This is a genomic window from Vibrio sp. R11-SG3-ISO9 (assembly GCF_059834255.1).
The window spans coordinates 61,092-74,077 of sequence record NZ_JCBDGU010000056.1; the positions used below are offsets into that span (position 1 = coordinate 61,092).

The following is a 12,986-nucleotide window of genomic DNA, read 5'->3' on the forward strand; positions in this document are numbered from 1 at the left end:
TAAGTCTTTTATCAGCAAGACTTTTGGTGTGGCGCCATTCTTATTAAATTTCGTTTCATGAGGTACCGTAGATTTACGGCATTTCATAATTTCCCTGAATTTTATTTGAACTCTATATATACAACTCAGGTTATATTTGAATTCTAAAACTCAAGGTGAAAGCGATGTCCGTGCTGTTATCCATGTTACGGATGTTTTCAGTCATCAACGCTTCAATCATGACGGGGTGCAAGCGGTAGCGATAACCAAGCACCACTTCGTTAGAAGGTTCTGAAAAGTCAGGATCGTTGGTCGCCCAACCATGATAGTTCAATGACTCAAGAACAACACTGTGGCGTAAATTGAACATGTATTCGTATCAGACAGCCCAACTAAAGCTGAAGTTTTCAAGCTCAGTTACGTATTTGTCGCCGTTACGATGGACTAAACCCAAGGTTGAAAAAACTCGGTGCTGCGGGGTCATAAAGCTGTAGTTGGCCTGTACTCCTTGTTCGAAGCTTGAACGTGCGAATTCGCCATCTTTTACCTTGTTGTAGAACAGTGAACCACCCACAGACAGTGAACTTGGGCCTTGTGCATACAGCAGCAACTCGTTGTACCAAGTCACGGCATTGGTCAGGTCGTCTCCTTCAAAGTCCGATATCGAGATACCCGCCTTATGAAAGTCCATGGTGAACTGGTCGTTATCGACTTGGTCGCGACCATTTTGCCCAATGCCAAATAGGTCATGAAACCCCATCACAAAGCTGTCTAGACCATTATCTACTGCCGTTACTTTGCGATATTCCAACTCTGTTTTCCATACAGGAGATGCCTGCCATTGCAACGCTAGATGAGTCTGGTTTTGATAATAATCCAAAGCATAGTCACTGGTGTGAGCCCAAATACTTGCTTGTGTGTAGGAGGACTTAAACTCAAACGTCCCAGCCCTATTTGGCTCGGCACTCCTAAGTTGCGTCGACAACACATTAGAGTGAATGGGCGACTGAGCGTAGACAAACATCGGAGAGGAAACTGCATCAAAAGATAAGAACAACGTGGGAGAAAGAGCAGTTAATAAAGTAATGGGGTTTAGAGGCTTCATGACGATTACTGACTATAATAAAAACCGATGAATTGTCGTAAATTTCACCAATAGTTTATGCAGTACATCTACTGCTTTGCAGTCATCCAGTTTTCTTATCTATCATTACATGTTATAAATTTGCAATTGAACAGTGTACATAATCACTAATTTTTACCCATCTAATCGTTACAGTAACACCCGGTAGACACATGGACACAATCAAAAAGAGCTTCGAACAACTTGTCATGGAGCAGTCATCAGCCCTGATCAACTGCGACCCTACTAACTTCAATCAAGCCTGGTCTGAAGCGGGGTTTGATGTTCTCGATTGGTTTGATATCGACAGGTTAACGCTTTTCCCAAACTCAATGGTCTGTCTTGAAGAGGGGAAGACTTGTTCGGTATCCAAAAAACATATCCCTCAAATCAATAAGATTCTATTTGTTGGTGGGAATCATCTTGATTACCTAAAGCTACTGAAAACTTCAAAGACGTACCTGACTTTCAACGAGTATGAAATGCAAAACAGCGATAATTTTGTGTTGCAGCAGCTCTACCGAGAAGGGGGAAGATGGCACTGCATTATCCCGCTACAACTGTTTGGCCAACGCTGGGGAGCACTGTCGTTCAGTAACTTTCACGATCCATCAAGACAGCTTGCGAAAGAGGATATTCAACGCCTTAAGTTGATATGTGAAATTTGGCTCTGTTACTGGCAACACTCAACGCTAGCGCGCTCACTGAAACAGAGCGAAACCTGCCTTCAAGACGACAGTGATAAGCTGTTGCTGTTATCAAAGAAGCAGTCTCGAGTACTGGCGTTGATCGCTCAAGGCAATAGCGCAAGAGAATGCGCAGAAAAACTTCACCTGAGCCCAAGAACCATTGAGTCACATAAGTACCGAATGCTCGGGCTACTTGGGCTAGATAACCATATTGAGTTGACTCAGTTCGCACTGAGAAACGGACTTGGGATTGCTGAAAACTCCAACGCTATTCGTTAAAGCCTTCAACCTCGGCGAGAGCAAACTTAATCTCATCAGAAGAAAAACCTTTACGAGTGAGCATGGCATAGGCCTTTGCTCGCTCTTTATGATCACTCACATCATAAGATTTCTTTTGCAGTTGCTCTAAACAGCTTGAATAGAAATCTAATTGCTCCTCATTGATCAACCTGTCGACAAGTTCAGCGATGCCGCTGGTATCTATTTGTCGCTGTTTTAGCTCTTGCTTGATCGCTGTGAGACCTTTGCCTTTTCGAGCGTATTTCAAGACCTCCTTTTCCAAATCCGCCTTTTCTGCCTTTATCTGAATGTTGGTTTTCAGGTTTGAGCTACTCGGGTGTTGATCGATAGCGATCTTAACTTGTTGATAGCTAAATCCACGCTTCTGTAAGGTAGAAACCAACTTCTCACGACTCATATTGAAGTCATTGTAGTAGTTATTAATTCGATCATTGAGGAGCGATTGCTCGTCTATATTCTTGTCACTTTTAACCTTATGGATCGCATCATAGATATCGGAGTCTTTCAGACCTTTCTTCTTAAGCTTTTCAACAATATACGCGGAACCGAACTCGCCAAAAAACGACTGTTCAACAAACTGCTCAGCGAAATCTTGGTTTGATTTTAGATACCCAAAGTCACGCAACCGTTGAAGCACTTCGTCGATCCACTCTTGGTTGTCCGTTTTAACCTTCAACTTTGAGACAAGCTCATGTTCTGTCATGTCTCGCTGAGTCAGATGCCACATTGCAGAATTCATAACACTCTCAATGCGTGTCGCTTTTCTGATTCGAGGTTTTTGCTCTGGGTTATCCATGTCACTATTCTTCACTAATTCAGTCTGTGGCTATCATACCGAATTATTTGGCTTAACAGTCATTTATCGCTTAGCACTTATACCCTAAAAAATAGACGCCTACTTAGGCGTCTATTAATCAGTCCATTTTGTAACCACTCTATTTAGCTTTGCTCGTGATTGTAAATGTGCACATCGCGTTGAGGGAATGGAATAGTAATGCCTTCCTCGTCGAATCGTTTCTTCACGGTTTCTGTCACATCCCAATACACATCCCAGTAATCGTCGGTTTTCACCCAAGGCCTCACCACAAAATCCACCGAAGAAGTATTGAGTGTGTGCAGCTTGATCATATGCTCTGGCTTTTTCAGCACTTTAGGATGATTAACGATGATGTCATTCAATACCGATTTCGCTTTGTCGATATCATCGGAATAGCCAATACCGAAGACCATATCTACACGACGCACGCGCTCCGCTGTAATGTTGTTAATCACATCGCCCCAAATTTTGTTATTTGGAATCACTAAACGCTGGTTATCAATGGTCTGCACCGTGGTCGACACCAAACTCATGTCTTTTACTGTGCCTTGTACTCCCGCCACTTTAACCATATCGCCAACGTCGTAAGGGCGGTAGATGAGAATCATCAAACCTGAAGCGAAATTAGAGAGCGTATCTTGCAACGCGAAACCGATGATCACACCTGCTACACCAAAACCAGTGAGCAGTGGCGCAAGCTCGATTCCAATCTGAGATAGCGCAATCAGCAAGCCGATGAAGACAACGGCCTTAGATGCGATAGAGACAAAGAAATCCTGCATCAAGACACTAAAGTCCATCTTGGAATGAGAGACGCTCTTTCTCACTGTTTTTCGAGCTAACTTGGCAAGTAAACTCGTCGCGTAAAGAATCCCCAAGAACAGCGCAAGCTTCACCACAAACGATGGAGTATTCTCAAACGCCCATGAACCAAAGTTTCTTACCCAACCCTCTAACAGATCGCGAGCGACGTTCCACTCCAAAACGTCCGCATTAATATCGCCTGTGGTTGCCAATAACACTCGCTTGAATGATGTAACGTCAACCCCATAAGGCTCCATAAGTGAGATGGTTTCTTCTAAGCTAGCAACCATAACACTGGTGCGTTCACTAAAACGCTCTAGCTCGCTGTTAATGGTCGCCTTTTCTTCCTCTCCGACAAAAGCGAGACGTTTCTCTAAATCTTGACGTTGTGTATCTGTGTACAAAATAGCGTTGGTTAGATATTCAGACCGGACAACGAGCGCCTTTTTTAGTTTCTCTTTCGACGCTGCAACATCGATTCCACGATCGCTCGACCAAGTCAGCGTTTTAGCTAATTGACGATAATAGTCGTCCATCATGCCAATGCGTTTCTGTACACGTAGCTCAATACTCTTTTTGGCTTCGCCCTCTGTGGTCCGATTCTCCTTACTCAGAGTTACGATTTTAACTTCATTCATTTCGAGCAGTTGCTCAAGCATCGTCACTTGCTGCCCTAGGACTTTGTCCACCAGCTGTTTGTTATCGGAAGAGAGCTGAGTGAAAAGTTCATCACGTAGTGCTTGATTCTTACGCCTCAAAATATCTTCTAGAAAAGGCTTTTCAGCCTCATGAGCAGATTGCAGCTCTGCTAACTCCACCATTAACTGATCTTGAGTTTCTGATATTTTCTCTATGCTTTCTGCAAAACTCACAGACGTTACCAGTGCCAACATCAACAGTAGAAATCGCCAAAAATTCATCATCCTTAACCTCTAATAAAGTCCGAAAACCACTTTAAAGAGTAGTAAAAAGAATATGGATAACAATTATTTAAATGAAATTAATTCAGCTCTCACTCAGAATTACTAGAGAGTTCAAAAATTTGAGAGTTTCAATCTGTGCGGATGACCTGTAGAGTAGCGCCCAACAAGAAAACGCAACTCTATGACAAGCTATAATAGAAGTCGCTAAACAGTAAAAGAACGAGTAATAAAGATGAACAACGAACTTGAAATTATTGATTCTTTAGAAGAGCTAGAGAAATTTCTGATCGACGTAGAATCTGGCGGTCTAGGCCTAGAAGGTGTTGAAGGCGTAGGTATGGCAACCAACAACTCCGACGGTCGTCACTTCGTAGCGGTATTCAACAGCAGCCACCAGGTTCTTCTTGCTCGCTGGATCACTGATGAAGTATACGAAACGGGTAAAGACCTAGTGCGCAACGGCCCACGTCGTACTCACTAAATTAGCCTCACTCGCTAAGTTAGCCGTACTCACGAAATAAATCGTTTAAAGCCAGCCAAAGGGTTGGCTTTTTTGTATCACTTTCCCGTTAAGTCCGTTCTTCATTAACGATTGTTTTGTCCTAAATATCAGCCTCCCCATTCAACTTGTTACATTTGTTGTTGGCTTTAACGCGATTATGACTTGTCGACCAATCATTTATTCACTACCCTAGTTCACTCAATTTTATAATGTGCAGGATTCTACACTGTCTGTTTTACCTAACTATCACCAAACCCAGCAGCGCTCAATTTGGGCTTTAATGCTAACCGGGTTAGTCATCATGACTTGCTTGGCGTTTGGTATATCTCAAGGTAAATCACTCTCGAAGCCTGTACTTTCTATGGCTAATTCAGCTCAAGTTGCATCGTCTGTTGAATCAACCTCAGAGATGCAGTCGCTGTTCAACAATGTATTTGGACCTGAGGCTTCTCAGCCTTTAACTTCTCCTGATAAGAGTAGTTGTAGCCTTTCCAAAAACTTACCATCTTTTTCAGCGCCACTGACTGGCTGGGTTCTCCCTCTCACTTTCTTACTTGTTATTGCACTCGTTAGCGCGCCAAGATCATCTCGAATCCCAGCGAATCATGATCGAGCAGCAAGAACAGTAAAGCACCGCATTCATCTAGAGCACTGTATATTTAGAGAGTAGATAAAGGGCTTCTCACCCTTTTTATTTACTTTTTGGAGATACATTTGTGTACAACACACGAACCAATAGCGTTGCTGCGCGTTTAGCAACCATCACTCGCACATGCGTAAAATTTCTGGCTACGTTGTTAATACTGTTGCCAATGCTAGCTTCTGCTCAAAGCACAGGCTGGATCAGCGCGCCTGAGCATCCACCCGTAAAAATGCGGATGATGTCGACAGGTGAACAATCTAATGACGGCAAAATCATTCAAACCGTCCTCGATGTCGAGCTGTCTGGAGACTGGAAAACCTATTGGCGCAGCCCTGGTGAGGGTGGTATTCCGCCAAGTTGGGACTGGTCAGAATCCAACAACATTGAATCTGTCGAATGGCATTGGCCGATTCCGAAATATTACGAACAATTAGGCGTGATGACGCTCGGGTATAAAAAGCACGTCAGCTTCCCTGTAACACTGACGCTAAAAGATCCAAATCTACCCGCGCTGTTTCGAGCCAATCTGACGTTCCCATCGTGCACGACTATTTGTGTACTTCACGACTATGCGATCGAGTTGCCAATAGATGGCCAATCATTAGCACTTGATGAACAGGCCATGTTCTTGTTTAACCAAGGCATGAGCCGTGCACCTAAATCTGCTTATCACGTATCTAACGAACAACTTTTCTGGGACAAAGCCAATCAGCAGCTAGTTGTTCAACTCGACAACGATCAAGCTTGGGATAAGCCACAAGTCTTGATTGACGGTGAGTCTGTCATTGATGATTTCTTCGCTCAACCTGCTTTGCACATAACAGACAACACTCTAACCGCAGTGTTTGATGTTTCTAACTGGCTAGGCGAAGTCGACCTGACTGAACGCGTAGTTAACGTAACCGTTTCAGATACTAACTTTGCTGAAGAACTGTCTGCTAGTGTCGGCACCCAGCCGATTGTGTATGAGAACACTACCCAAGGCTTCTGGGTCATGGTTGGATTCGCGCTGGTTGGAGGCTTGATTCTTAATATTATGCCTTGTGTTCTGCCCGTACTTGGCATGAAACTCAACAGCATTATACAAAATCAAGGTGCGTCAAATAAGCACATCCGACTGTCCTTTATCGCATCGGCGTCAGGCGTCATCACTTCATTCGCGATTCTGGCCACTGGAATGACGTTACTTAAGCTCGGCGGCAACGCCGTTGGTTGGGGTATTCAATTTCAGAGTGTATGGTTCATCGCCTTAATGTTGATTATCACGTTGCTGTTCTCACTCAACTTACTTGGCCTATTCGAATTCAGACTGCCGTCGCGCATGAACACTTGGATGGCAACTCAAGGGGATAACTCGCACTCGGGTCATTTCGTGCAAGGCATGTTTGCGACCTTGTTAGCAACACCTTGTAGTGCGCCGTTTTTAGGAACTGCCGTCGCTTATGCCCTTGGAGCAAGCTACGTTGAACTGTGGGCTATCTTCTTGGCTTTAGGTCTGGGTATGAGTTCCCCATGGCTACTGTTCGCGCTTTTCCCAAGCCTAACCAGACTGCTACCAAAACCAGGCAATTGGATGAATCACGTCAAGCTTCTGTTTGGCTTAATGATGTTCATTACCAGTCTTTGGTTGGCAAGCCTGCTTAAGCCATTTATCGGGCTGTTTTCGACCATTGTGCTCTGCGCGACTATTTTCATCGCTGTATTGATCTGGGTGGGAGTGAAGCTCGGGCGCAAAGTAATGGTGCCTTTATTAGCAATCACGACAGTATTGTCTGGTGTCGGTTTGATTGCAGGAAGCATGACGGCTGAACACTGGAGAACGCCAATTGTTGACGATCTTCCTTGGCAACCACTTGATGCTAAGCAGATTCCAGCTTTAGTCGCTCAAGGGAAAACCGTGTTTGTTGATGTCACAGCAGATTGGTGTATCACTTGTAAGGCCAATAAAGTCGGCGTGATCTTACAAGACCCTGTCTACTCTCACCTACAGCAACCAGACATGGTATTGATGAAAGGTGACTGGACCACACCAAGTGAAAGCGTGACAGGATACTTACAAAGCAATGGCCGTTACGGCGTTCCATTCAATATTGTATATGGGCCGAAGGTTCCAACAGGCATACCACTGCCAGTTATTTTGGATGGCGATACCGTGGTTCAAGCAATTAACACTGCGAGGTAATCATCATGACTAAATCAAACCAATCCGAGCAGGATGATCAAACCGAGAATAAGGAGCAGAAGAGTCTAGGTCAGCGCATCAAGCGTTGGTCCAAAGAGCTGCTTTCTATCCTATTGATCGTCGGGGTGATTTCAGCGGCAATGGACTTCTATCGCTCACAGTCCATGCCTCAAGGTAACGCTATCCCTATGGTCGGTACTTCGATTCAAGGAGAAGAGATCGACTTGATAGAGTTGAGTAACCAAGGCGAGCCCGTGATCGTCTATTTTTGGGCGACCTGGTGTGGCGCTTGTAAATTTGTCAGTCCGAGTGTCGATTGGTTAGCCAAATCTCACAATGTCGTCTCTGTCTCTCTCTCTTCTGGCCCCGATGAGCGAGTGTCCCGTTACTTGCAAGCTAAGGACTACAACTTCGATGTACTCAACGACACCAGTGGACAAATTGGCCGTGACTGGGCGATCAGCGTTACACCGACCATCGCTATCATTAAAGATGGAGAGATCAAAAGTATTACAACGGGTGTTACCACACCGCTAGGTATTTGGTTGCGTGCTGCTTTGGCATAAACCAACCGAACTAATAATAATGCCACTCTTGCTAAAAAGAGTGGCCTCAAGAAAGAGAATCAATAATGAAGAAACAACTACTGGCTGGCATGATTTTAAGTGCTCTATTTTCGACGACTGCACTAGCAGCGCTTAGCCCTCAACAAGAGCAGCAACTGGAAGAGATCAATACCTTTTTAAAAGAGAACCCTGAAACCATTTCAGGTCTGCATACTAGCCTTCAACAATACTTAGCGGGTAAAGAGCAAGCAGAAAAGGCGCAAGCTGATAGTCAAGAATGGCTCTACAATAATCCGGCTCACCCGATTATGGGTAACCCAGATAGTAAGAACATCATCATTAACTTCACTGACTACAACTGTCCTTTCTGTAAACGATTAGAGAAAGCTCTTGGACAACTGGTAGAAGAAGAGAAAGATCTCAAAGTCATCAACGTTTACGTGTCGTTCAAGCAACAGAAGCTCGATAAGATCGAAACCAACTCTGCTCTGTATGCAATGAACGTTTGGCAACAAAAGCCAGAAGCGTACACCGAAGTTCATGACCTGCTCGTAGCAAAAAGCGGACTGCATACTACTCGTTCTTTAGAAGCAGTAGCGAAACGCACGGGTACAGAAGAGCTGCTAAAATCGACACCAGAGCTTGATTCGGTTCTCACCACTAACCATCAGACATTTTCAGCGCTGGGCTTAACTGGCACACCGACAATGATCATCAATGGCCAGTTCCTTCCGGGATACATGCCTTATGACAAACTTAAAGACGTCGTAGACCAAGCATTTTAATCAAGCATAAAAAATGGAAGCGAGTCACGCTTCCATTTTTCGTCATCTCAATGAAATTAAAGTGGTTTCAAAGTGTCATCATTAGTCCACATAAGTTTCACTTACAGCGACTAACTTAAAGGCGTTGAAACAAAGAGTTCAACACCCACGCCTACTCTATGGCACTGTCCTTTAACCGAGCTCTGCTCGGTTTTTTTTGTCTTCTGTTTGATGCGCTCTTTGTATCTAACAAAGTAAACGAGCAACCAAAGCACCTGGCTCCCTCAGAGCATCAACGTTATAGCTCAATACATGCCCTTTCGAAGGCGACAAATAACGACGACATTCGTTACCAAACGCATCGTATTGGATCGCTAACAAGTCACCAGCAACAACCTGCTGCAACATAGAGACTTGAGGCAATACAAAACCACCAATATCCGCTCGAATAGAGACAACACTGTCACCTGCAACCCAATCGATATCAGGTAAGACTGCAGCTTCAAGGTTTTCACTTAACATGTCGTAGTAGCTAAGTATATTGAACACACCATCCACAGCACGTTGAATCATCTCTGGCTGCGTGACTTTACCCATACCCACTTCAACGGTAACGCTTGGAATGCCACTACGGTTCCAAACCGTTTCCAAAATACCCGGATCACCCGGATCATTCAGAACACAATCAGGTTTCATTAAGCGTGCCATTTCAACACATTGCTCAATGCGATAGTCAGCAAATACATACAGAGGGTAAACTGCACCACGGGTTTGGGTGTGAAGATCAACAGCAAACGTCGCATTATGCTTGAGTAGATGCTCCCACAATGACGCGACAAATCGCTCTGCTGCCAAACCATGTGCATCTCCAGGAAATAGGCGATTTAAGTTGGCAGGGCACGACCCCGGATCCGATGATACAAAGTCACGGCTATGATTCAGCAGACCCGGCAAGTTGACGGTTGGGACGATTGTTACCGTTCCTTTCAACTCTTTTCCAACCAGTTCTCGAATGATCTGTTGTGCCGCGAGCACGCCATTCAATTCATCACCGTGAATACCTGCGGTTATCATCAACTTCGGACCGTCTTGGCTCCCTTTGAAAACAGACACTGGCATGTTTTTAGGTTGACCAAGGCCATCACTGGTCACTTGGAACCAAAACTGATGTTCGCCCACTGAGAGATCATCAACATTAAGAGAGGTAATTACCTGTCTTCCTTGTAACACATCTCCTAAATACTCTGTTTTCATTCAGTTTCCCCACAAGTGCGCCTAATTTGATCCGTTTGCCACAGTTTGAATCATAACCTAATCGATCCTTAGAACAACCTTTAATTCTATGAATGAATTGAAGCATAACAATAAGTTACCTATAGAGTTCCCTCTTACCCTAGGTGTGAATAGTTAGTCAAAAAGCACAAATAAAACCGACCAGATATGCAAACCAAAAAATAAAAATGAAACAAAAGTGCAATGAAATTAATAACTAAGGAAAAGTTCCCTATTCACGAAAATGTAATTTCCTAGAAATGAAAGCTTAATTTGGCTGCTCTAAATTAACCCCATCTCGAAAAGAACGAGCACAGCGCTCACGGAATTTACAATACAAGGTAAGTGATTATGAAAAAGGCAGTTCTAGCTTCTGCAGTGGTAGCAGCACTAGTTTCAGGTTCATCTCTAGCAGCAACAGTTTACAGCTCTGACGGCACCGAGCTTAAAATCGGCGGTCGTGCGGAATTCCGTGGCGATTTCATCGGTTCAGGCGGTGCTGAAGTTGAAGGGTCTATGGAAGACAAAACTCGCTTCCGTCTAAACCTGAAAGGTGAAACTCAATTAACTGATACAGCAACTGCGTTTGGCTTCTACGAAGCAGAACAAGGGTCTGGTGACAGTACGTTCAAAAACCGCTACATGTACGCTGGTGTTGATTTTGATGGCCAAGCTATCTCTTTCGGTCGTCAAGACATGGCTTCTGTTATTGTTTCTGATTTCACGGATATCACTGAGTTCTCTGGTGTTCAGCAAGTTATCGATTCAGCTTCTGACAAAGAAGACGGTGTATTCGCATACCGTGGTGGCTTCGATGCACTTCAACTAGAAGCAACTTACAAAACAAACAGTACAAAAGATTCTGATGGCTACGGCATTTCAGGTGTTTACTCTCTGCCAATCGGTCTAGATCTTGGTCTGACTTACGCAGCTGAAGACCTAGGTGCAGGCGCAGGTAGCGCAAACCAAGTTCTAGCTGGTGTTGCTTACTCGCTAGATAGCCTATACCTTGCAGCGACTTACTCTATGGGTGACCTAGATGATAAAGCGACGGGTACAGACGAAGAGTCGTTCACAGCTATGGAATTTGCAGCTCAGTACAAGTTCACTAAGCAAATCTCTGCAGCAGCGGTATACACTTACCAAGAGAACGAACTAGCGAACGGCACAAAAGTTGACGCTACAGACGGTATCGAACTTGCGGGTTACTACAAGTTCAACAGCAACTTCCGTACTTACCTATCGTACTACCTTAATGGCTTAGACGAAGTGAAGACTGCTGGTGTTGTAACTGAAGGTGAAGATACACTTCGCCTAGGTGTACGCTACGACTTCTAATCTCGTCTTCTAGATAGACTTTCTAAAAGCTGGGCAATTGCTCAGCTTTTTTGTTTCTTCAATTATTTTGACCAAGTTCATCAACGCTTTTTTCTGGTTTCATTGGCCTAAATCCGTATCATACGTAAACCACATCAATGAATTAGAAACATTATGTCTCAACATCACCCGATTCAAGGCGCAAGCTGGATGCTTACCGCTGGCCTTGCATTCGCGATCATCAACAGTTTAACCCAAATCGCCAGTATTCATTTTGGGCTCGCTTCTACTACTGTTGCTGTTATTCAATACGCCATTGCATTCTTTGCGATTCTTCCTTATTTGCAGACTCTGGGTATTCGTAGAGCCTTGCAAACCAACAATCTTAAAATGCACATCGCACGCGTATTTTTATCGGTTATTGGTATTCAGTTGTGGATATGGGCACTCGCCTATCCCGTGCCGATTTGGCAAGGTATTGCTCTACTGATGACCTCTCCACTATTTGCGACTGTTGGTTCAGGGTTGTTCTTAAAAGAGACTGTCGGTACTGCGCGCTGGGGAGCAACCATTGCAGGTTTTGCTGGTGCGATGATCATTTTAGAACCATGGGCAGAAGACTTTAGCTGGGCAACACTTTTACCTGTTGGCGCTGCTTTTTTCTGGGCATGCTACTCACTGATGGTGAAAAAGCTCTCTTCTGATGACAGTCCTTCAACCATGGTGGTGTACCTACTGCTACTCATCACGCCATTTAACATCCTGTTGGCAGCACCTGAATGGCAAATGCCAAGTGGTTTTAACATCTGGGCAATTCTGATTGTTATTGGTGTACTTACTGCACTGGCACAGTGGGCCATTGTAAAAGCGTATTCGGTTGCCGATGCCTCATTTGTTCAACCATTCGATCACGCGAAATTACCACTGAATGTGTTGGCGGGCTGGATTGTATTTAGCTGGGTACCACCTGGTCGTCTCTGGCTTGGTGCCGCGATCATCATCGCTTCAGTTGCTTTCATCACCCATTGGGAAACCAAGAAAGAGCGATAAGATTGTTGCGCTCATGCAAAATGCTGTAAGTGCTAAAAGATAGGGAAATACAGAT

General features: G+C 44.4%; 11 protein-coding genes and 1 pseudogene. 8 read left to right on the forward strand and 4 right to left on the reverse strand.

Going from position 1 to position 12,986, the window contains the following annotated elements; translation table 11 throughout:
* Nucleotides 1–130 precede the first annotated feature (130 nt).
* Nucleotides 131–1,003, reverse strand: a pseudogene (locus AC6R05_RS21255) (DUF3187 family protein).
* Between the two features lie 272 nt (nt 1,004–1,275).
* On the opposite strand from AC6R05_RS21255, the gene AC6R05_RS21260 reads away from it, so the two are divergent.
* The gene (locus AC6R05_RS21260) at nt 1,276–2,070 is read left to right on the forward strand and encodes a response regulator transcription factor (protein ID WP_152469811.1); all 795 of its coding nucleotides are present in this window, start codon (nt 1,276–1,278) and stop codon (nt 2,068–2,070) included.
* Here the strand turns inward: AC6R05_RS21260 and AC6R05_RS21265 are convergent.
* Nucleotides 2,060–2,887 carry a recombinase A gene (locus AC6R05_RS21265; protein WP_500648542.1) on the reverse strand — a complete coding sequence of 276 codons (828 nt, stop codon included), beginning with the start codon at nt 2,885–2,887 and terminating at the stop codon, nt 2,060–2,062. The genes AC6R05_RS21260 and AC6R05_RS21265 overlap by 11 nt on opposite strands.
* 143 nt (nt 2,888–3,030) lie before the next feature.
* Entirely contained in the window at nt 3,031–4,635 is a 1,605-nt protein-coding gene (locus AC6R05_RS21270) for a mechanosensitive ion channel domain-containing protein (RefSeq protein WP_500648543.1), read from the reverse strand.
* A gap of 232 nt (nt 4,636–4,867) precedes the next feature.
* Here AC6R05_RS21270 and AC6R05_RS21275 point away from each other — a divergent pair, with 232 nt between their 5' ends.
* The 5 genes from AC6R05_RS21275 to AC6R05_RS21295 all read left to right on the forward strand — a co-directional run bounded on the left by AC6R05_RS21275 (nt 4,868) and on the right by AC6R05_RS21295 (nt 9,313).
* The gene (locus AC6R05_RS21275) at nt 4,868–5,116 is read left to right on the forward strand and encodes a hypothetical protein (RefSeq protein ID WP_032550422.1); all 249 of its coding nucleotides are present in this window, start codon (nt 4,868–4,870) and stop codon (nt 5,114–5,116) included.
* Nucleotides 5,117–5,348: 232 nt separating this feature from the next.
* Entirely contained in the window at nt 5,349–5,807 is a 459-nt protein-coding gene (locus AC6R05_RS21280; protein ID WP_500648544.1) for a hypothetical protein, read from the forward strand.
* 142 nt (nt 5,808–5,949) lie between these two features.
* The gene (locus AC6R05_RS21285; RefSeq protein WP_500648791.1) at nt 5,950–7,962 is read left to right on the forward strand and encodes a protein-disulfide reductase DsbD family protein; all 2,013 of its coding nucleotides are present in this window, start codon (nt 5,950–5,952) and stop codon (nt 7,960–7,962) included.
* Nucleotides 7,963–7,967: 5 nt separating this feature from the next.
* Nucleotides 7,968–8,528, forward strand: coding sequence for a protein disulfide oxidoreductase (locus AC6R05_RS21290; RefSeq protein WP_500648545.1), 561 nt, complete (start codon nt 7,968–7,970; stop codon nt 8,526–8,528).
* A gap of 65 nt (nt 8,529–8,593) precedes the next feature.
* Nucleotides 8,594–9,313, forward strand: a complete 720-nt coding sequence (locus tag AC6R05_RS21295; RefSeq protein ID WP_500648546.1) for a DsbA family protein — start codon at nt 8,594–8,596, stop codon at nt 9,311–9,313.
* Between the two features lie 225 nt (nt 9,314–9,538).
* On the opposite strand, the gene AC6R05_RS21300 is transcribed toward AC6R05_RS21295, so the two are convergent.
* A complete protein-coding gene (locus AC6R05_RS21300) occupies nt 9,539–10,546 on the reverse strand; it encodes a succinylglutamate desuccinylase/aspartoacylase family protein (RefSeq protein WP_500648547.1) in 1,008 nt (335 codons plus the stop codon).
* Between the two features lie 369 nt (nt 10,547–10,915).
* On the opposite strand from AC6R05_RS21300, the gene AC6R05_RS21305 reads away from it, so the two are divergent.
* The gene (locus AC6R05_RS21305; protein ID WP_500648548.1) at nt 10,916–11,902 is read left to right on the forward strand and encodes a porin; all 987 of its coding nucleotides are present in this window, start codon (nt 10,916–10,918) and stop codon (nt 11,900–11,902) included.
* A 153-nt stretch (nt 11,903–12,055) separates the two neighbouring features.
* Entirely contained in the window at nt 12,056–12,931 is an 876-nt protein-coding gene (locus AC6R05_RS21310; protein WP_500648549.1) for a DMT family transporter, read from the forward strand.
* Nucleotides 12,932–12,986: the final 55 nt, after the last annotated feature.

What these genes read in the sequence shown, in the direction of transcription:
- AC6R05_RS21295 (WP_500648546.1), top strand. Translation starts at nt 8,594, where the DNA reads ATGAAGAAACAACTACTGGCTGGCATGATTTTAAGTGCTCTATTTTCG.
- AC6R05_RS21275 (WP_032550422.1), top strand. Translation starts at nt 4,868, where the DNA reads ATGAACAACGAACTTGAAATTATTGATTCTTTAGAAGAGCTAGAGAAA.
- AC6R05_RS21285 (WP_500648791.1), top strand. Translation starts at nt 5,950, where the DNA reads ATGCTAGCTTCTGCTCAAAGCACAGGCTGGATCAGCGCGCCTGAGCAT.
- AC6R05_RS21305 (WP_500648548.1), top strand. Translation starts at nt 10,916, where the DNA reads ATGAAAAAGGCAGTTCTAGCTTCTGCAGTGGTAGCAGCACTAGTTTCA.
- AC6R05_RS21300 (WP_500648547.1), bottom strand. Translation starts at nt 10,546, where the DNA reads ATGAAAACAGAGTATTTAGGAGATGTGTTACAAGGAAGACAGGTAATT.
- AC6R05_RS21310 (WP_500648549.1), top strand. Translation starts at nt 12,056, where the DNA reads ATGTCTCAACATCACCCGATTCAAGGCGCAAGCTGGATGCTTACCGCT.
- AC6R05_RS21270 (WP_500648543.1), bottom strand. Translation starts at nt 4,635, where the DNA reads ATGATGAATTTTTGGCGATTTCTACTGTTGATGTTGGCACTGGTAACG.
- AC6R05_RS21265 (WP_500648542.1), bottom strand. Translation starts at nt 2,887, where the DNA reads ATGGATAACCCAGAGCAAAAACCTCGAATCAGAAAAGCGACACGCATT.
- AC6R05_RS21260 (WP_152469811.1), top strand. Translation starts at nt 1,276, where the DNA reads ATGGACACAATCAAAAAGAGCTTCGAACAACTTGTCATGGAGCAGTCA.
- AC6R05_RS21290 (WP_500648545.1), top strand. Translation starts at nt 7,968, where the DNA reads ATGACTAAATCAAACCAATCCGAGCAGGATGATCAAACCGAGAATAAG.